Genomic DNA, 18,489 nt, shown 5'->3' on the forward strand with positions numbered 1-18,489 from the left:
GGCCGGGGGTTACAGCTCAATGTTCATTCCGGATTCTTTTTCTCTCTGCGACTCCTCATCATCCGCGTTCTGTCGATGAACTCATGCGTTTTGGCATCGTGATAGCGTGACGGCCAAATCACCCAGGGGTCAGTTCCCAGTGCCCGGGCGATAATCAACTCACCTTTTGGCCATGGTCTCGTTAACGCATTGGCCAGCGTTGATGAACTCAATCCATTTTTACGTGATTCAGCGGCCATTGAGGTCCCTTTCTTGCGCAGTCCGGCGATGATGTCGGCCGGATGCCAGTCAATCAGCTTGCTTTCCATCAATTCATCTCTCCTTTGGTTAACGGCTTACGGTTTCACGATCGGTTGTGCCGACACTATAACGCCCGAAGAACGAATGTTCTAAAATGTTCATGTAAAGTGTGCGTATATTCAGAATATGCCAAGGTTCCGCGTGATTATCTGGAAGGGGGAAATGATTACTGGAGCTTATAAGAAAATCCCGTGCAGGGCACGGGATGAGGGAAGATGCTGTAGGGAATTAACGGTCGCGCTGCACGGCGATATGTGCCAGACCAATCAGCGCTTCTCTCCACGGCGTATCGGGCAGCACCTGAAGCGCAGCGATGGCTTTATCAGCCTCTTCTTCTGCCCGCTGACGGGTCCATTCCAGAGAACCACAGGCGTTCATCGCTTCCAGAACCGGCTCCAGAAGGTGACGACCATTACCTTGCTCAATGGCCTGGCGAATCATTAGCGCTTGTTCTGGGGTGCCATGGCGCATGGCATGCAACAGTGGCAGCGTTGGTTTACCCTCGTTGAGGTCATCACCGACGTTTTTACCCAGCTGCTCGCCATCTGCGCTGTAATCCAGCAAATCGTCAATTAACTGGAAAGCGGTACCGAGATAACGGCCATAATCCTGCAACCCTTTTTCTTGTTCTTCGCTACAGCCAGCCAGAATACCTGAACATTGGGCTGCCGCTTCAAACAAACGCGCGGTCTTACTGTAGATGACGCGCATATAGTTTTCTTCGGTGATGTCCGGGTCGTTGACGTTCATCAACTGCAAGACTTCACCTTCGGCAATGACGTTGACTGCTTTCGACATGACTTCCAGCACTTTCAACGAGCCAAGGCTGGTCATCATCTGAAATGCACGGGTATAGATAAAATCGCCAACCAGCACGCTGGCCGCATTACCAAACGCCGCATTTGCCGTAGCTTTCCCACGGCGCATGTCTGACTCATCCACAACATCGTCGTGCAGCAGGGTCGCTGTGTGGATAAACTCGATGAGGGCTGCAATCGTAACGTGCGCATTTTCCTGGTAACCAACGGCCCGCGCGGCGAGGACGGCGATCATTGGGCGAATGCGTTTTCCGCCGCCGCTAACGATGTAGTACCCCAGTTGATTGATCAACTGAACGTCGGAATTGAGCTGTTCAAGGATTGTCGCATTGACCCCCGCCATATCTTGCGCGGTTAACTCATTGATTTTTTCTAAATTCATCGCAAAAGCCGGGCTTCTCGCCCCGATTACCTTACTGTGTGGGAAGGTAACGTCGGGTTTAGGGTTATAAATATATGCTGATTGTACTGAAAAAACGCCGTAGATAAACGTTACCGTACGTGTTGTGTTTTTTTTCTTCATGTATTGACGGTAGCACTTGTCAAAGGCTCGCGTTTTGCGTAATATTCGCGCCCTATTGTGAATATTTATAGCGCACTCTGAATCATCAAAAAGGTGTGCGCGGAAGCGGAGTTTTTTATGTACGCGGTTTTCCAAAGTGGTGGTAAACAACACCGAGTAAGCGAAGGTCAGACCGTTCGCCTGGAAAAGCTGGACATCGCAACTGGCGAATCTGTTGAATTCGCAGAAGTTCTGATGATCGCAAACGGTGAAGAAGTCAAAATCGGCGTTCCTTTCGTTGATGGCGGCGTTATCAAAGCTGAAGTCGTTGCTCACGGTCGTGGCGAGAAAGTTAAAATTGTTAAGTTTCGTCGTCGTAAACACTACCGTAAGCAGCAGGGCCATCGTCAGTGGTTCACTGATGTGAAAATCACTGGCATCAGCGCTTAAGTTAAGGGGAGCAGATTAAATGGCACATAAAAAGGCTGGCGGCTCGACTCGTAACGGTCGCGATTCAGAAGCTAAACGTCTGGGCGTAAAACGCTTCGGCGGTGAAACAGTTCTGGCTGGTAGCATCATCGTTCGTCAACGTGGTACTAAATTCCACGCTGGCTCCAACGTTGGTTGCGGCAAAGACCACACTCTGTTTGCTAAAGCAGACGGTAAAGTGAAATTTGAAGTGAAAGGCCCGAAAAACCGTAAATTCATCAGCATCGTTGCTGAATAAGTTTTTCGCGTCCCGGTAACGGATAAAAGCCCCGCAACACGTTGCGGGGCTTTTTACATTCGACGGCCGGTAAATACGCTCGTCGCGCCGTGACAACCCGGAAACGAGCCCTTGCAGGGAATACGGCATGAAGCAGCAGGCAGGCATTGGTATTCTGTTAGCACTCACAACGGCGGTATGTTGGGGCGCTTTGCCAATAGCAATGAAGCAAGTGCTGGAGGTGATGGAGCCTCCTACCGTGGTGTTCTACCGTTTTTTAATGGCAAGCGTTGGCCTTGGCGCTATTCTTGCGGTTAAAAAAAAGCTCCCTCCGTTGCGTATTTTTCGCAAAGCGCGTTGGCTGGTGTTGCTGGCTATCGCAACCGGTGGGCTGTTCGGTAACTTCATTCTGTTTAGTTCATCCTTGCAGTATTTGAGCCCAACGGCTTCGCAGGTTATCGGTCAGCTGTCACCGGTTGGTATGATGATCGCCAGCGTCTTTATCCTGAAAGAAAAGATGCGCGGCACGCAGGTGATTGGCGCCATTATGCTTCTGAGCGGCCTGGTCCTGTTTTTTAATACCAGTCTGATCGAAATTTTTACCCGACTCACCGATTACACCTGGGGCGTTATCTTTGGTGTCGGTGCGGCGATGGTCTGGGTGAGCTATGGGGTCGCGCAAAAGGTGTTATTGCGCCGCCTGGCATCACCGCAGATCCTGTTTTTACTGTACACTTTATGTACGATCGCGTTGTTGCCGCTGGCTAAACCCGGTGTCATCACGCAGCTCAGCGACTGGCAGCTGGCATGCCTGATATTCTGCGGCCTGAATACGCTGGTAGGATATGGCGCTCTCGCGGAAGCGATGGCGCGTTGGCAGGCGGCGCAGGTGAGCGCTCTTATCACGCTCACACCGCTGTTTACGTTGTTATTTTCAGATTTATTATCACTGGCCTGGCCCGATTTCTTCGCCAGACCGATGCTAAACCTATTAGGTTATCTCGGTGCGTTTATCGTGGTTGCGGGCGCGATGTATTCCGCCATTGGTCATCGAATTTGGGGCGGTTTACGTAAGCATGAAACGGTGGTTTCGCAACCCCGCTCAGGCGAATGATTTACGGAGAGTAAAATGAAGTTTGTTGATGAAGCATCGATTCTGGTCGTTGCAGGTGATGGCGGTAATGGTTGCGTCAGCTTCCGCCGCGAAAAGTACATCCCAAAAGGCGGTCCGGACGGTGGTGATGGTGGTGACGGTGGTGACGTTTGGCTGGAAGCCGACGAAAACCTGAACACACTGATCGATTACCGTTTTGAAAAATCATTCCGTGCGGAACGTGGTCAGAATGGCGCGAGCCGTGATTGCACCGGTAAGCGTGGCAAAGATGTTACCATTAAAGTACCTGTTGGTACGCGTGTTATCGATCAGGGCACGGGCGAAACCATGGGCGACATGACCAAACACGGTCAGCGTCTGATGGTCGCTAAAGGTGGCTGGCACGGTCTGGGCAACACCCGTTTCAAATCCTCGGTTAACCGTACTCCGCGTCAGAAAACAATGGGTACGCCGGGTGATAAGCGCGATCTGATGCTGGAGCTGATGCTGCTGGCGGACGTGGGTATGCTGGGCATGCCAAACGCTGGGAAATCGACGTTTATCCGTGCGGTGTCCGCGGCGAAGCCGAAAGTCGCTGATTATCCGTTTACCACCCTGGTGCCGAGCCTGGGCGTGGTGCGTATGGACAACGAAAAGAGCTTCGTGGTTGCCGACATTCCGGGACTGATTGAAGGCGCGGCTGAAGGCGCAGGCCTGGGCATCCGCTTCCTGAAACACCTGGAACGTTGCCGTGTACTGCTTCACCTCATCGATATCGATCCGATTGATGGCTCTGATCCAGTTGAAAACGCACGTATCATTATTGGCGAACTGGAAAAATACAGTCAGGATCTGGCATCTAAACCGCGCTGGTTAGTGTTCAACAAAATTGATTTGATGGACAAGGCTGAAGCGGAAGAGAAAGCGAAAGCTATCGCCGAAGCGTTGGGTTGGGAAGGTAAATATTACCTGATCTCTGCCGCCAGCCAACAGGGCGTGAAAGATCTCTGCTGGGATGTGATGACCTTTATCATCGAGAACCCGATTGTTCAGGCTGAAGAAGCGAAACAGCCAGAGAAAGTTGAGTTCATGTGGGATGATTATCACCGCCAGCAGCTCGCTGAAGTCGAAGACGAAGCGGAAGATGACTGGGATGACGATTGGGACGAAGACGACGAAGAAGGCGTTGAGTTCATCTACAAGCGTTAATCGCATTAAAAACCCCGGCCATGTTGCCGGGGTTTTTGTTTCCAGGTCTCACTGTAGGCCGGATAAGGCACGTTAATGCCGCCATCCGGCACCATTTAGTTGTTCTGATAAATATCCTTGTACAACCGGCTCTCGAAGCGCACCAACGGAATACGGCGATTACGCTGGTCAGCTGGCTCTACCGCATAACCAGATAAATACTGCACGAATGCCATGCGTTGGCCGCTTGCCGTGGTGATGAAACCTGCGAGGTTATAAACCCCCTGCAGCGAGCCTGTCTTCGCCGATACTTTGCCATCCACACCAGCCTGATGCAGACCCGCACGGTATTGCAGAGAGCCGTCGTGGCCCGCCAGCGGCAGCATAGTGATAAAGTTCAGCTCGTTATCGTGTTGAGCGATATATTGCAGCACCTGCATCATGGTCGCTGGGGCAATCAGGTTATGGCGGGAGAGGCCAGAACCGTCGGCAATAATAGTGTTGCCGATATCGACGCCTGCCTGCTGACGCAAAATCTGGCGCACGGCGTCAGAACCCGCCCGCCAGGTGCCCGGCACGTTAAATCGGGCATGACCAATCATACGGAAAACGGTATCGGCAATCATGTTGTCCGATTTTTTCAGCATAATCTTAAGCAGGTCGTGCAGCGGTGCCGACTGCTTACTGGCGACCACCGTTCCTGGTTCGTTGACCAACGTCTGGCGCAGCAGTGTACCGCTGTAGGTGATACCTGCTTGTTTTAGCTCATCTTTGATAATTGCCCCGGCATAGCTGGCACCGTCCTGAATGGCGAACGCCAGCGGCAGCGGATCGGCACGTTGTGGCAGGCATCCGGTCAGCGTATAGCGGTTGAGATCACCGGGAACCACATCCAGTTCACAATATTGCGCTTCCGCAGAGCCTCGGGCGAGAGTTCGCACCTGACTGAACATGGTGACCGGGTAATAAGATGCCACGCGAATAAAGGCGAGATCGTTGGGTTTTTGCGCGCTGTAGAGTGAAACCGAGAAACAGTTTCTATCGACAATAGCCGCTGCGGGCGGTGCGCTAAAACACTGCGTCATGTCGTTCCAGGGCCAGCCGGGCGCTTTATCATGACTGGCAAAAATAGAGGTGTCGATCAGGACATTCCCGGCAATTTGCGTCACACCTGACTTTTTCAGGGTTGCCACCATATTGCGAATATCCTGGCGTTTTAACGTCGGATCGGCACCAAATCGTGCCACTAAGTCACCTTTCAATACGCCGCCTTCCACGCTGCCTTTGGTCTCGAGCGTGGTGGTAAAACGAAAGTCAGGCCCGAGCTGAATCAATGCCGCCAGCGCGGTGATTACTTTCTGGGTACTGGCGGGCAGCGCCATCTGCTGGCTATGAAAATCAATAGCGGGTGCAGGTGCGCCAACCTTCTGTACCATAAGGGCGAGGTTGGCCCCGGCAGGGAGCTGATTGATATACTCGTCGACGTTCGCAGCCTGAACGCTGAACGCTATACTGGCAGTCAATCCGATGGTAAATCTGGAAAATCGCATAATCTCGCGCTAACAACCTGGAAACAGGCCGTCATACTACGGCGCAACGCCCCAAAAAGTAAACGATGACCCATAAGGAACTCCAGGGTAAAATGATCATCAAATAGAGAATTGTAGCTGACCTGGGACCTTGAGCCCCGGGTCGGTATTTTTTTGCTTCTGACTCTGGCATGACACACGCCAGGGTGGGCTTAGCAGCCGGGGTGAGAGCAACTACCCCCTACAGGAATGTTCAAGAGGTATAACAAATGCAAGCTATCCCGATGACCTTACGTGGTGCTGAAAAACTGCGCGAAGAGCTGGATTTTCTGAAATCTGTGCGCCGTCCTGAAATTATTGCCGCTATCGCTGAAGCGCGTGAGCACGGTGACCTGAAAGAGAACGCGGAGTATCACGCGGCACGCGAACAGCAGGGTTTCTGCGAAGGACGTATTAAAGATATCGAAGCTAAACTGTCCAACGCGCAGGTAATCGACGTTACTAAAATGCCGAACAATGGCCGCGTTGTTTTCGGTGCGACGGTTACCGTTCTGAATCTCGATAACGATGAAGAGCAGACCTGGCGTATTGTCGGCGATGATGAAGCCGATTTTAAACAGAACCTGATTTCAGTGAACTCGCCTATCGCTCGTGGCCTGATCGGTAAAGAGCAGGATGACGTCGTAGTTATCAAAACGCCGGGCGGCGAAGTGGAATATGAAGTGACGAAGGTAGAATACCTGTAATTCGCATCTTGGTTAAGATGTTGATACATTGTAAAGAAAGGAAAAAGGCCGCATAGCGGCCTTTTATCAACGAAGAGAGCGTGGCATTTTGCTCTCCTGCTAGCGGAAAACCCCGCGTTTTACACAAACTTCGTGTGCAACTTTGGGATATTCTTAGCGTGGCAGCGAGATTTTACGTTCTTTAGTCGGGCGATACAGTACCAGCGTTTTGCCGATGACCTGTACATTGCAGGCGCCGGTTTCGCGTACGATAGCTTCCACGATCAAGGTTTTAGTATCGCGATCTTCCGAGGCGATTTTCACCTTGATAAGTTCATGGTGCTCTAACGCTTGTTCAATCTCGGCCAGTACCCCTTCGGTCAAACCATTATTGCCAAGCATAACTACAGGCTTGAGCGGATGTGCCAGACCTTTCAGGTGCTGTTTTTGTTTAGTACTCAGATTCATCGTATATTTTTGCTTACGTTGGGATTGAAAACGGGTCATTCTACCGCCATCTCCCATATATCACCAAATAGCTGTGTAGAAATTTACACCATTGGTTACGATGAACTGCCCTTTGGGAATGTGAAATGACAGGTAAAAAGCGTTCTGCCAGCTCGAGTCGCTGGCTTCAGGAACACTTTAGCGATAAATATGTTCAACAGGCGCAGAAAAAGGGGTTACGTTCCCGTGCCTGGTTTAAACTTGATGAAATACAGCAAAGTGACAAAATTTTTAAACCGGGGATGACGATAGTTGATCTCGGTGCTGCACCCGGTGGCTGGTCGCAATATGCAGTTACGCAGATCGGCAACACCGGCCGCATTATCGCTTGCGATCTTTTACCTATGGATCCAATCGTTGGTGTGGACTTCCTTCAGGGCGACTTTCGTGATGAATTAGTCCTGAAAGCGTTACTTGAACGCGTAGGTGACAGTAAAGTACAAGTTGTCATGTCTGATATGGCGCCAAATATGTGTGGAACACCGGCGGTGGATATTCCCCGGGCCATGTATCTGGTAGAGCTGGCGCTTGGAATGGCTCGTGATGTATTAGCGCCAGGTGGTAGTTTTGTAGTGAAGGTGTTCCAGGGCGAAGGCTTCGATGAGTATCTAAGAGAGATTCGCTCCCTGTTTACGAAGGTCAAAGTTCGTAAGCCGGACTCTTCTCGCGCCCGTTCGCGTGAAGTGTATATTGTAGCGACCGGGCGTAAACCATAACCGGCAGATTTCAAACGAAAGTTTGAAAGAAACTGGATATAGAGTATCCTGACGCTGTTTTTAACACAGTTGTAATATGAGGTTAATCCCTTGAGTGACATGGCGAAAAACCTAATTCTCTGGCTGGTCATTGCCGTTGTGCTGATGTCAGTATTCCAGAGCTTTGGGCCCAGCGAGTCTAATGGCCGTAAGGTTGATTACTCTACCTTCCTGCAAGAGGTCAATCAGGACCAGGTTCGTGAAGCGAAGATCAACGGACGTGAGATTAACGTTACCAAGAAAGATAGTAACCGTTACACGACCTACATCCCGGTTAACGATCCGAAGCTGCTTGATAACCTGCTGACCAAAAACGTCAAGGTTGTTGGCGAACCACCTGAAGAGCCGAGCCTGCTGGCTTCTATCTTCATTTCCTGGTTCCCAATGCTGCTGCTGATTGGTGTCTGGATCTTCTTCATGCGTCAGATGCAGGGCGGTGGTGGCAAAGGTGCCATGTCGTTCGGCAAGAGCAAAGCGCGCATGCTGACGGAAGATCAGATCAAAACGACTTTTGCTGACGTTGCGGGTTGTGACGAAGCAAAAGAAGAAGTCGCTGAGCTGGTTGAGTATCTGCGCGAACCGAGCCGTTTCCAGAAACTGGGCGGTAAAATCCCGAAAGGCGTCCTGATGGTTGGTCCTCCGGGTACGGGTAAAACCCTGCTGGCGAAAGCTATCGCAGGTGAAGCGAAGGTTCCATTCTTCACAATTTCCGGTTCTGATTTCGTGGAAATGTTCGTGGGTGTCGGTGCATCTCGTGTGCGTGACATGTTCGAACAAGCCAAGAAAGCGGCACCGTGCATCATCTTCATCGATGAAATCGACGCCGTAGGTCGCCAGCGTGGCGCAGGTCTGGGCGGTGGTCACGATGAACGTGAACAGACGCTGAACCAGATGCTGGTTGAGATGGACGGCTTCGAAGGTAACGAAGGTATTATCGTTATCGCAGCAACTAACCGTCCGGACGTTCTTGACCCTGCGCTGCTGCGTCCAGGCCGTTTCGACCGTCAGGTTGTGGTTGGTCTGCCAGACGTTCGCGGTCGTGAACAGATCCTGAAAGTGCATATGCGTCGCGTACCGCTGTCTCCGGATATCGATGCGGCAATCATTGCACGTGGCACGCCTGGCTTCTCCGGTGCGGACCTCGCGAACCTGGTGAACGAAGCGGCGCTGTTTGCTGCTCGTGGCAACAAGCGCGTAGTGTCGATGGTTGAGTTCGAAAAAGCGAAAGACAAAATCATGATGGGTGCGGAACGTCGCTCCATGGTGATGACGGAAGCGCAGAAAGAATCTACCGCGTATCACGAAGCTGGCCACGCGATTATCGGTCGCCTGGTACCGGAACACGATCCGGTGCACAAAGTAACGATTATCCCGCGCGGTCGTGCGCTGGGTGTGACCTTCTTCCTGCCTGAAGGCGACGCAATCAGCGCCAGCCGTCAGAAACTGGAAAGTCAGATCTCCACACTGTACGGTGGCCGTCTGGCGGAAGAGATCATCTACGGTGCTGAACATGTTTCTACCGGTGCGTCGAACGACATTAAAGTCGCGACTAACCTGGCGCGTAACATGGTTACTCAGTGGGGCTTCTCCGATAAACTCGGTCCGTTGCTGTACGCTGAAGAAGAAGGCGAAGTGTTCCTGGGACGTTCTGTGGCGAAAGCGAAACACATGTCCGATGAAACCGCTCGCATTATCGATCAGGAAGTTAAGCTGCTGATTGAGCGTAACTATGACCGTGCTCGTCGTTTGCTGAACGAAAACATGGACATTCTGCACTCGATGAAAGATGCACTCATGAAATATGAGACCATCGATGCGCCGCAGATTGACGATCTGATGGCTCGCCGCGACGTGCGTCCGCCAGCGGGTTGGGAAGAACCGGGTTCTTCTAACAACAACTCTGGCAGCACCGGCAAGCCGAGTGCACCGCGTCCGGTTGATGAACCGCGTGCGCCGGACTCTGGCACTATGTCAGAGCAACTGGGCGACAAATAAGTTATCGTTGATGATGACCGTGTTTTAATTGAAAACCCTGGGGCTTGCTCCGGGGTTTTTCTTATCTGCATATTCAAGATTTTACCAGGGATAAAACTATGAAACTCTTTGCTCAGGGTTCTTCACTGGATCTCAGCCATCCGCACGTCATGGGGATTTTGAACGTCACGCCAGACTCATTTTCCGATGGTGGAGCGCACAACTCTCTGGTTGAGGCGGTAAAACACGCAAACCTGATGATTAACGCCGGGGCGACTATCATTGATGTGGGCGGTGAGTCCACGCGTCCGGGCGCGGCTGATGTGAGTGTGGAAGAAGAGTTGCAGCGAGTGATCCCAGTGGTCGAGGCGATTGCTCAGCGTTTTGAAGTGTGGATTTCGGTCGATACCTCAAAACCCGAAGTGATTCGCGAATGCGCCAGAGTTGGCGCGCATATCATCAATGATATTCGCTCGCTCTCGGAGCCTGGAGCGCTGGAAGCCGCAGCGGAAACCGGATTGCCGGTTTGCCTGATGCATATGCAGGGGCAGCCGAAAACCATGCAGGAAGCACCAAAGTATGAGGATGTTTTTGCTGAGGTAAACCGTTACTTTGTTGAGCAAATAGCACGTTGCGAGCGGGCTGGAATCACAAAAGATAAATTGTTGCTCGACCCCGGATTCGGATTCGGTAAAAATCTCACTCACAACTACACATTACTGGCACGTTTGTCTGAGTTTCATCATTTTAATCTGCCATTGCTGGTTGGGATGTCACGAAAATCAATGGTTGGCCAGTTACTGAATGTGGGGCCATCTGAACGCCTGAGCGGTAGTCTTGCGTGCGCGGTGATTGCCGCAATGCAGGGGGCGCAGATCGTTCGTGTCCATGACGTCAAAGAAACCGTAGAAGCGATGCGTGTGGTGGAAGCCACATTGTCTGCAAAGGAAAAAAAACGCTATGAGTAATCGTAAATATTTTGGCACTGATGGGATCCGCGGTCGCGTAGGCGATGCCCCAATTACTCCTGACTTTGTGCTCAAGCTGGGCTGGGCAGCAGGGAAAGTGCTTGCTCGTCATGGTTCACGTAAAATTATTATCGGTAAAGATACGCGTATTTCCGGCTATATGCTGGAGTCTGCGCTGGAAGCGGGCCTGGCTGCCGCCGGACTCTCAGCCTCATTCACAGGGCCAATGCCAACACCCGCCGTTGCGTATCTGACGCGCGCCTTCCGTGCTGAGGCCGGGATTGTTATTTCCGCTTCGCACAACCCGTACTATGACAACGGGATTAAATTCTTCTCTACCGACGGGACTAAACTGCCGGATGCAGTGGAAGAAGCCATTGAAGCCGAGATGGAAAAAGCGATCACCTGCGTGGATTCCGCTGAACTGGGTAAAGCCACGCGTATCGTTGATGCTGCCGGTCGCTATATCGAGTTTTGCAAAGGCACCTTCCCGAACGAACTGAGTCTGAATGAGCTTAAAATTGTGGTGGATTGCGCTAACGGTGCGACGTACCACATTGCGCCAAATGTACTGCGTGAACTGGGTGCAAACGTGATTGCCATTGGCTGTGAGCCAAACGGTGTGAATATCAATGAAGAAGTCGGCGCCACCGACGTCCGTGCCCTGCAGGCGCGCGTGATTGCGGAAAAAGCCGATCTGGGTATTGCGCTGGATGGCGATGGCGACCGCGTCATTATGGTTGATCACGAAGGTAATAAGGTCGATGGCGATCAGATCATGTACATCATCGCCCGTGAAGCCCTGCGTCAGGGTCAGCTGCGCGGTGGCGCGGTAGGTACGCTGATGAGCAACATGGGCCTCGAGCTGGCGCTAAAACAGCTGGGTATTCCGTTTGCCCGTGCAAAAGTTGGCGACCGTTATGTGCTGGAAAAAATGCAGGAAAAAGGCTGGCGTATCGGTGCCGAAAACTCTGGTCATGTGATCCTGCTGGACAAAACCACTACTGGTGACGGTATCGTGGCGGGTCTGCAGGTGCTGGCGGCGATGGTACGCAACCATATGAGCCTGCACGACCTGTGCAGCGGCATGAAAATGTTCCCACAGCTGCTGGTTAACGTACGATACACAGCAGGTAGCGGCGATCCACTGGAACATGAAAACGTGAAAGCGGTGATGGCGGAAGTGGAAGCGGCGCTGGGTAACCGTGGACGCGTCCTGCTGCGTAAGTCTGGTACCGAACCGTTAATTCGTGTGATGGTTGAAGGTGAAGACGAAGCGCAGGTGACTGAATTCGCCCACCGTATTGCCGATGCTGTGAAAGCGGCGTAATTCCGAAGAAAGTGAAAGCCGGAGTCTGAGACTCCGGCTTTTTTTTACTGTACGGCAAGCGGCTGTTTACGTCGGCGCTGCCAGAAGTAACCACCGACCATCAGTAGTACAAGGACTGCCAGCCACGGCAGAACTGCCATTAAATGCCCTGACCGGGCAAAGGTCAGCGCAATCATCAGTAACCAACCGCCCAGCATCGGAATCGCGGTGCGCTTAACAATATCCACGGGCGAGACGCCTGCAATCCCTGCGATAGCAATGATGACGCCGGCAATGGGCGATAGCGTACGACCAATACCCGCAGAGATCTGGATAGGCAACATCATGACCGCGATATCGCTACCGATATGACGGCTGATGTCCGGCACCATGGGGGCGAAGGAGAAAAATGCCGCATTCCCGGAGCCCATCAGCGCTGAAATCGCGAAGGTGATCAGGGTCATCAGCAAGATAATAGAGGCGGCGCTGAGGCCAAATTCACCGGAAAGCGACAACAGTGCGTCGACGGCGCCAATGGCTTTCAGCCCGGTGGAAAAGACTTCACCAGCGATAATCAGCGTCACGACGGTGGCAAAAACGCTGCCCATGCTGTCGAAAACCTTTTGTACGCCAGCCATCACTTCGCGCGCCTTGCGATGACGGCAGTACTCACAAACCAGCGTAATAGCGAGGCTTATTAGTACGGCGGTATCCAGCGTGATCTTGAGTGAGCTGAATACTAAATCGCTGCACACCAACATCAATACCAGCGGCAGCATGGGCAGAAACAGCCAGGCGATGGGTGCGTCGGCTTCACCAGTCGCCGTTAATGTCTGCATCTGCTGAGCTGCATTGTCGCCACTTTCCCGACGGTCAAAAAAGCGTTGCACAACAATATGCAGCAGGGCGATAAAAAGAATGACGGGTACAACGATCGGCAACTGATCCTGCACAAAATAGTTCACCACCTCAATGCCTGCGGTTTTGGCGGCGAGAACTGAGTTGCCGGAGCCGGGGCCAAACTCAACAGCACAGGTGCTGGCGATAACGGCGGCAACTGCGGCGCGGCTACAGCCAAGACGGGTAAGCAGCGGGTAAAGTGTCGCCATCAACAGCAGACCCAATCCGGTGGCGCTGCTGATAAACAGCGACAGGAATTGACCCAGTAGCAGTGCCAGCCCCAGCAGCAGATAAGGCGAGTTCAGGCGTTGCAAAGGACGAGATGTCACCCGAACCAGTACCTGGCTTGCGCCAATGGCCGACATATAGGTGGCAAAACCACCAATCAGCATAATTTGCAGACCGAGGCCGCCGAGTCGTACGCTCAGGGTATCGCGAATAAACTCAAAGGCATCAAAGGGGCCAAATCCGGTGCTCTTTTTCACCAGGCCACTGAGTGAGGTCATTCCGCTAAAATGCGCGATAAGCAACAGCACAATCCCGGTCAATAACAGTACCGACTGGGGGTGATATTTTTTGAGGATCAGACGTCCGGCAAAAATGATGGCGATTAGCGCCAGTAGTAATGACATTCTTGCCCCCTTACTCGAAGTTACCGGTAACCAGGCACTCGCCATCCCGCAGCAACGGTTTACCCGCGGCAAACAGATGGGCCAGCGAGAGGTCATCATTGAGTACACAGATATCGGCACGTTCTCCGGCGCATAGCACGCCCCCGGAAATACCCAGCGAGCGCGCCACGTTTGCCGTCAACATCGCGACCGCCTGTGACACTGGGATCCCCACATCAATCAGGCGAGGAAGCAGGTTAAGGTTGCCTGCGACCGGTGCCGCGCTTAAACCTTCAACGATACCCTGAGCGTTAAAGCGCGGCACGCTGCCATTGCCATCCGAACTGATCGTGATGCGTTCCGCCGGAACCTGGGCTTCGAGTGCGTGGAGAATGGCTTGCTCCTGAGGCATAAAGCGACTGCCACCGGACGTAACATCGATATGGCCGCCGCGATGGGCGAAGGCAATCGCCTGTTCGAACAAGGGCTCAGTTCTTGCAACATGCGTCGGTGAAATATGGTGAATCGGAATACCCGCATCACACAACTCAATAAGTTGCGACATCCCTTCCGGCAGATTCCCCAGGTGCACATGCAGCAATCCTTTTTTTCCTGCCAGCAGGGAAGCGACGCGAATATCGCTCACTATCCTCAGCAACTCCTGGAAAGAGGGGTAAGAACCGCGGTGATCGGCGAGGGCGATTTTTACACCAAGAATTGCCGGAATGAAGGCCATATCATCGCGGATGGATCGCGTAATAGTTGGGCTGGGAACGGCGTAGGCTCCCGTGTGCATAAACGCGCGTAATCCCTCAAGGTTGAGAGACTGCATTTTAGCGTAGAGATCTTTGGGCGAACGGGAAATGGCATCGGTGCCTAACACGCCAACCACCGTGGTAATACCCGCCTGAATCAGATCGCGCAGCTTGACGGCGGGCGTCCGACTGGCAAATCCGGCTTCACCACCGCCACCGGTAAGATGAACATGCTGATCGATGATACCAGGGATAACCCATTTACCCCGACAATCGATGACCTCGTTGATGCCATCAAACAATGAAATATCTTTTTCTACCGCCACAATTCGGTCGGCATGAATGAGCAGGGAGCAGAGGCCTAAATCCTCAGGAGAAAAAACACGGGCATTGGTCAATAAAGTAAACATAGCGGTCCTGTCAAACGTCGAGGGTGAGAGTCGGCAGGTGAAACGGAATATTGTTGTTATGATGCCCACCATAAAGCCATTACTATAACTATGACTATTACCGATTTGTTATTGGAGGATGCGGTTATGGCATGGCGGAGAGCACAACGTGGATTGTAAGTGGCTGGAAGATTTTTTGGCCTTGAGCCAGCATGGAAACTACTCTCAGGCCGCGGCGCAGCGGCATATTACTCAACCTGCGTTGAGTCGGCGTATAAAGTCTCTGGAAGAGGTGCTGGGCGTACCTTTGTTTGACCGGACAACGACCCCCGTCACGTTGACGCGCTATGGTGAACGCTTTGAACCTTATGCCCGGCACGTTCTCAGCACGTTAAGGGAAGCAAGCCATGAGCTATCGGCGATGACGCCTGCAACGGATAACACGCTGGTGATGGTCAGCCTGCATACGCTGTCGGTGAATATCCTGCCGGATATGATCAACTACCTGCGACAGAGTGAGCCGCAGTTAAACTTTACGGTAAACGCCAGTATCCAGGGGATAGACAACCACTTCAATGCCCTGATGAACCGGCAAATTGATCTGCTGGTGACATACGATTTACCGTCTGCCCAGCCAGGGCTGGAGATCGCAGGAGGGTTAAAACGTTCCCTATGGCGGTATGAGCGGTTTATACCGGTTATTTCAGCCCAGTTGACTGATGCGCTTAATGATCCGCATGCTCCGATTCCGTGGCTATGCTACAGCGACTACACCTTTGTCAGACGTATTATTGAGTCGGCAGAACAACGCGTCCGCCCACGGCTAAAAAAAGTATTTGAGAGTGGTTTAAGCGAAACGATACGAGAAATGGTGCTGCGCCATATGGGAATGGCCTGGTTACCTGAATCGATGGTGGCGGAAGAGTTGGTTAATCAGCAAATTATTCACTGCTGGCCAGAAAATACAGATCTGATTTGTGAAATCCCCGTTGTGGTTTGGGCGAATCTTGAAGATCAACGTGCCGTTATGCAGAGATGCTGGGAGAAGTTGCTTCGTTTTTGATTGATATGGCGATTTTTTCCGCAGTTGATACAATGCTAACAAATTGCCCTTGCGAAGGTTATTCGCTTTGGTTAGTATTCACACCCGCTTCAGTGGGAAACAGTAAATAATCCCGCTTTAATGGTCGAAGCATTGTACGCGGCAACTCCGCAAGGAACAGGTTGATTATGCACGAAGCTCTTTTAGTAGTTTTCCTTATTGTGGCAATTGGCCTGGTAGGCTTGATCATGCTGCAGCAAGGCAAAGGCGCTGATATGGGAGCCTCTTTTGGCGCAGGCGCTTCTGGTACTCTGTTTGGTTCAAGTGGTTCTGGTAACTTCATGACCCGTATGACAGCTGTATTGGGAACCTTGTTCTTCATCATCAGTCTGGTGCTGGGTAACATGAACAGCAATAAGACCAATAAAGGAAGTGAGTGGGAAAATCTGAGCGCACCGGCGAAAACCGAGCAAACTCAGCCAGCTGCTCCGGCTCAGCCGACCAGCGATATCCCACGCTAAGTATTCTGTACCGAGGTGGTGGAATTGGTAGACACGCTACCTTGAGGTGGTAGTGCCCTAACGGGCTTGTGGGTTCGAGTCCCATCCTCGGTACCAAATTCCAAAAAAAAGACGCTGCAAAGCGTCTTTTTTTTCGTCTGTTATTTGTGGCTATCCTGTAGGTCGGATAAGGCGTTAACGCCGCCATCCGACATTATTACAACGCCTGATGGCGCTACGCTTATCAGGCCTACAGACATCCTATATTCCGCGCATAAAAAAGGCCGCTTTCGCGGCCTTAAGATAGTGAATCTTTACTTCGCCTTATTTTCCAGATTCTCAACCTGCGGCAGGCCGGTTGCGGAAGAGGCGGTCAGCAGGCCAGACTGCGCATAGCCGAACAGCTTCTCGCGGGTATCGGTGATATCCAGATTACGCATGGTCAACTGACCGATACGGTCGTCCGGAGAGAATACGGAGTCGCCTTTTTCCATCGTCAGACGTTCTGGTTTGTACGTCAGATTGTCAGACACGGTGTTGAGGATTGAGTAGTCATTACCGCGACGCAGTTCCAGCGTCACTTCACCGGTAATCTGGCTGGCAACCCAACGCTGCAGACCGTCACGCAGCATCAGCGCCTGAGAGTCGAACCAGCGGCCCTGATACAGCAGACGACCCAGCTGGCGACCGTGCGCGTGATACTGCTCGATGGTATCCTCGTTGTGAATACCGGTCAGCAGACGCTCGTAGGCGATATGCAGCAATGCCATCCCCGGGGCTTCGTAGATGCCACGGCTCTTCGCTTCAATGATACGGTTTTCAATCTGATCGCTCATACCCAGACCGTGACGGCCGCCGATACGGTTGGCTTCCAGCATCATCTCAACGTCGTCGCTGAAGGTTTTACCGTTCAGAGCAACCGGATGACCCTGTTCAAAACGTACGGTCACTTCTTCTGCCGGGATCTTTACGCTCTCATCCCAGAACTTCACGCCCATAATCGGGTTAACGATTTTGACGCTGGAGTTCAGGAATTCCAGATCTTTTGCTTCGTGAGTCGCACCGAGCATATTGGAGTCTGTTGAGTACGCTTTCTCAACGGACATTTTGTAGTCGAAACCACAGGCAATCATAAATTCGGACATCTCATGGCGACCGCCGAGTTCATCGATAAAATCGGTATCCAGCCATGGTTTGTAAATCTGCAGTTCGGCGTTGGTCAGCAGACCGTAACGATAGAAACGTTCAATATCGTTACCTTTATAGGTGCTACCGTCACCCCAGATATTTACGCCATCTTCTTTCATGGCGGCAACCAGCATGGTGCCGGTCACGGCACGGCCCAGCGGGGTGGTATTGAAATAGGTCAGTCCGCCGGTGGTGTTGTGGAATGCACCGCACTGAATGGCAGCGATCCCTTCGGCAACCAGCTGCTTACGGCAATCTACCAGGCGAGCATTCTCAGCACCATATTCCATTGCACGGCGAGGAATGGCGTCATAGTCATCCTCATCCGGCTGGCCCAAATTCGCAGTATATGCATATGGGACAGCCCCTTTTTGTCGCATCCACAGCAGTGCTGCGCTGGTGTCCAGGCCGCCGGAAAAAGCGATACCAATACGTTGACCTACCGGGAGATGCTTGAGAATCGTCGTCATAAAATAAAACCCTGCTTGATAGACTGGTGAAGAGGTCGGCTTATTATACTAATTGCATTTTTATGCAAAATAAATGAGTTTTCATTTAATCATCTTTTCTGGATGACAGGAAGAGTTTAGTGATAATTTCGTTAAATAACGGCGTGGGCGGCATATTTATCTTGCTGGGCTAGCGCTGGGCAGCATTCATTGATTTGCATAGTCGTAACAAGGTTGACATAACGCATAGTGAATCAATATACTGTGCGCAGATTTTACGT

18 protein-coding genes and 1 tRNA gene are annotated in these 18,489 nt (G+C 52.0%); 12 read left to right on the forward strand and 7 right to left on the reverse strand.

Annotated elements, in window-relative coordinates; all coding sequences use genetic code 11:
- Positions 1-23 precede the first annotated feature (23 nt).
- On the reverse strand, positions 24-308 hold the full coding sequence (gene sfsB, locus LY264_RS02625; RefSeq protein ID WP_003025035.1) for a DNA-binding transcriptional regulator SfsB: 285 nt from the start codon (positions 306-308) through the stop codon (positions 24-26).
- Positions 309-528: 220 nt separating this feature from the next.
- A complete protein-coding gene (ispB, locus tag LY264_RS02630; RefSeq protein WP_003839953.1) occupies positions 529-1,500 on the reverse strand; it encodes an octaprenyl diphosphate synthase in 972 nt (323 codons plus the stop codon).
- A 258-nt stretch (positions 1,501-1,758) separates the two neighbouring features.
- On the opposite strand from ispB, the gene rplU reads away from it, so the two are divergent.
- The 4 genes from rplU to cgtA all read left to right on the forward strand — a co-directional run bounded on the left by rplU (position 1,759) and on the right by cgtA (position 4,628).
- Positions 1,759-2,070 carry a 50S ribosomal protein L21 gene (gene rplU / locus LY264_RS02635; RefSeq protein WP_003025032.1) on the forward strand — a complete coding sequence of 104 codons (312 nt, stop codon included), beginning with the start codon at positions 1,759-1,761 and terminating at the stop codon, positions 2,068-2,070.
- Between the two features lie 19 nt (positions 2,071-2,089).
- Positions 2,090-2,347, forward strand: a complete 258-nt coding sequence (gene rpmA, locus LY264_RS02640; RefSeq protein WP_003025030.1) for a 50S ribosomal protein L27 — start codon at positions 2,090-2,092, stop codon at positions 2,345-2,347.
- Between the two features lie 127 nt (positions 2,348-2,474).
- Positions 2,475-3,440, forward strand: coding sequence for a DMT family transporter (locus LY264_RS02645; RefSeq protein WP_008785922.1), 966 nt, complete (start codon positions 2,475-2,477; stop codon positions 3,438-3,440).
- Positions 3,441-3,455: 15 nt separating this feature from the next.
- Positions 3,456-4,628 carry an Obg family GTPase CgtA gene (gene cgtA / locus LY264_RS02650; protein ID WP_048225719.1) on the forward strand — a complete coding sequence of 391 codons (1,173 nt, stop codon included), beginning with the start codon at positions 3,456-3,458 and terminating at the stop codon, positions 4,626-4,628.
- Between the two features lie 95 nt (positions 4,629-4,723).
- Here the strand turns inward: cgtA and dacB are convergent, their stop codons facing one another.
- On the reverse strand, positions 4,724-6,157 hold the full coding sequence (dacB, locus tag LY264_RS02655) for a serine-type D-Ala-D-Ala carboxypeptidase (protein ID WP_032945109.1): 1,434 nt from the start codon (positions 6,155-6,157) through the stop codon (positions 4,724-4,726).
- A gap of 248 nt (positions 6,158-6,405) precedes the next feature.
- Here dacB and greA point away from each other — a divergent pair, with 248 nt between their 5' ends.
- A complete protein-coding gene (greA, locus tag LY264_RS02660) occupies positions 6,406-6,882 on the forward strand; it encodes a transcription elongation factor GreA (RefSeq protein ID WP_003025019.1) in 477 nt (158 codons plus the stop codon).
- 153 nt (positions 6,883-7,035) lie between these two features.
- Here greA and yhbY read toward each other — a convergent pair whose 3' ends face one another.
- Positions 7,036-7,329 carry a ribosome assembly RNA-binding protein YhbY gene (gene yhbY / locus LY264_RS02665; RefSeq protein ID WP_003025016.1) on the reverse strand — a complete coding sequence of 98 codons (294 nt, stop codon included), beginning with the start codon at positions 7,327-7,329 and terminating at the stop codon, positions 7,036-7,038.
- A 125-nt stretch (positions 7,330-7,454) separates the two neighbouring features.
- On the opposite strand from yhbY, the gene rlmE reads away from it, so the two are divergent.
- From rlmE to glmM, 4 genes are all read left to right on the forward strand, one after another.
- On the forward strand, positions 7,455-8,084 hold the full coding sequence (rlmE, locus tag LY264_RS02670) for a 23S rRNA (uridine(2552)-2'-O)-methyltransferase RlmE (RefSeq protein WP_003025015.1): 630 nt from the start codon (positions 7,455-7,457) through the stop codon (positions 8,082-8,084).
- Between the two features lie 99 nt (positions 8,085-8,183).
- Entirely contained in the window at positions 8,184-10,118 is a 1,935-nt protein-coding gene (gene ftsH, locus LY264_RS02675; RefSeq protein ID WP_003025013.1) for an ATP-dependent zinc metalloprotease FtsH, read from the forward strand.
- 98 nt (positions 10,119-10,216) lie between these two features.
- The gene (folP, locus tag LY264_RS02680; protein WP_048225717.1) at positions 10,217-11,065 is read left to right on the forward strand and encodes a dihydropteroate synthase; all 849 of its coding nucleotides are present in this window, start codon (positions 10,217-10,219) and stop codon (positions 11,063-11,065) included.
- Entirely contained in the window at positions 11,058-12,395 is a 1,338-nt protein-coding gene (gene glmM / locus LY264_RS02685; protein WP_008785919.1) for a phosphoglucosamine mutase, read from the forward strand. The genes folP and glmM overlap by 8 nt, the downstream gene beginning before the upstream one ends.
- 44 nt (positions 12,396-12,439) lie before the next feature.
- On the opposite strand, the gene dcuC is transcribed toward glmM, so the two are convergent.
- Positions 12,440-13,906 (reverse strand): C4-dicarboxylate transporter DcuC, encoded by a 1,467-nt coding sequence (gene dcuC, locus LY264_RS02690; protein ID WP_048225715.1) that lies wholly within the window; start codon positions 13,904-13,906, stop codon positions 12,440-12,442.
- A gap of 10 nt (positions 13,907-13,916) precedes the next feature.
- Positions 13,917-15,050 carry a beta-aspartyl-peptidase gene (iadA, locus tag LY264_RS02695; RefSeq protein WP_048225712.1) on the reverse strand — a complete coding sequence of 378 codons (1,134 nt, stop codon included), beginning with the start codon at positions 15,048-15,050 and terminating at the stop codon, positions 13,917-13,919.
- Between the two features lie 148 nt (positions 15,051-15,198).
- Between iadA and LY264_RS02700 the strand changes: the two genes are divergently transcribed.
- The 3 genes from LY264_RS02700 to LY264_RS02710 all read left to right on the forward strand — a co-directional run bounded on the left by LY264_RS02700 (position 15,199) and on the right by LY264_RS02710 (position 16,688).
- Positions 15,199-16,092 (forward strand): LysR family transcriptional regulator, encoded by an 894-nt coding sequence (locus LY264_RS02700; RefSeq protein WP_048225710.1) that lies wholly within the window; start codon positions 15,199-15,201, stop codon positions 16,090-16,092.
- A 167-nt stretch (positions 16,093-16,259) separates the two neighbouring features.
- A complete protein-coding gene (gene secG, locus LY264_RS02705; RefSeq protein ID WP_003025000.1) occupies positions 16,260-16,592 on the forward strand; it encodes a preprotein translocase subunit SecG in 333 nt (110 codons plus the stop codon).
- Between the two features lie 9 nt (positions 16,593-16,601).
- Positions 16,602-16,688: transfer RNA gene (locus LY264_RS02710), tRNA-Leu, on the forward strand.
- A 197-nt stretch (positions 16,689-16,885) separates the two neighbouring features.
- Here LY264_RS02710 and argG read toward each other — a convergent pair.
- On the reverse strand, positions 16,886-18,229 hold the full coding sequence (gene argG, locus LY264_RS02715; protein ID WP_005131837.1) for an argininosuccinate synthase: 1,344 nt from the start codon (positions 18,227-18,229) through the stop codon (positions 16,886-16,888).
- Between the last annotated feature and the right edge of the window lie 260 nt (positions 18,230-18,489).

This window comes from Citrobacter portucalensis, from assembly GCF_023374935.1.
GTDB lineage: Bacteria > Pseudomonadota > Gammaproteobacteria > Enterobacterales > Enterobacteriaceae > Citrobacter > Citrobacter portucalensis.

Coding starts and splice junctions, on each gene's coding strand:
- sfsB (WP_003025035.1), bottom strand. CDS start 308: ATGGAAAGCAAGCTGATTGACTGGCATCCGGCCGACATCATCGCCGGA.
- ispB (WP_003839953.1), bottom strand. CDS start 1,500: ATGAATTTAGAAAAAATCAATGAGTTAACCGCGCAAGATATGGCGGGG.
- rplU (WP_003025032.1), top strand. CDS start 1,759: ATGTACGCGGTTTTCCAAAGTGGTGGTAAACAACACCGAGTAAGCGAA.
- rpmA (WP_003025030.1), top strand. CDS start 2,090: ATGGCACATAAAAAGGCTGGCGGCTCGACTCGTAACGGTCGCGATTCA.
- LY264_RS02645 (WP_008785922.1), top strand. CDS start 2,475: ATGAAGCAGCAGGCAGGCATTGGTATTCTGTTAGCACTCACAACGGCG.
- cgtA (WP_048225719.1), top strand. CDS start 3,456: ATGAAGTTTGTTGATGAAGCATCGATTCTGGTCGTTGCAGGTGATGGC.
- dacB (WP_032945109.1), bottom strand. CDS start 6,157: ATGCGATTTTCCAGATTTACCATCGGATTGACTGCCAGTATAGCGTTC.
- greA (WP_003025019.1), top strand. CDS start 6,406: ATGCAAGCTATCCCGATGACCTTACGTGGTGCTGAAAAACTGCGCGAA.
- yhbY (WP_003025016.1), bottom strand. CDS start 7,329: ATGAATCTGAGTACTAAACAAAAACAGCACCTGAAAGGTCTGGCACAT.
- rlmE (WP_003025015.1), top strand. CDS start 7,455: ATGACAGGTAAAAAGCGTTCTGCCAGCTCGAGTCGCTGGCTTCAGGAA.
- ftsH (WP_003025013.1), top strand. CDS start 8,184: ATGGCGAAAAACCTAATTCTCTGGCTGGTCATTGCCGTTGTGCTGATG.
- folP (WP_048225717.1), top strand. CDS start 10,217: ATGAAACTCTTTGCTCAGGGTTCTTCACTGGATCTCAGCCATCCGCAC.
- glmM (WP_008785919.1), top strand. CDS start 11,058: ATGAGTAATCGTAAATATTTTGGCACTGATGGGATCCGCGGTCGCGTA.
- dcuC (WP_048225715.1), bottom strand. CDS start 13,906: ATGTCATTACTACTGGCGCTAATCGCCATCATTTTTGCCGGACGTCTG.
- iadA (WP_048225712.1), bottom strand. CDS start 15,050: ATGTTTACTTTATTGACCAATGCCCGTGTTTTTTCTCCTGAGGATTTA.
- secG (WP_003025000.1), top strand. CDS start 16,260: ATGCACGAAGCTCTTTTAGTAGTTTTCCTTATTGTGGCAATTGGCCTG.
- argG (WP_005131837.1), bottom strand. CDS start 18,229: ATGACGACGATTCTCAAGCATCTCCCGGTAGGTCAACGTATTGGTATC.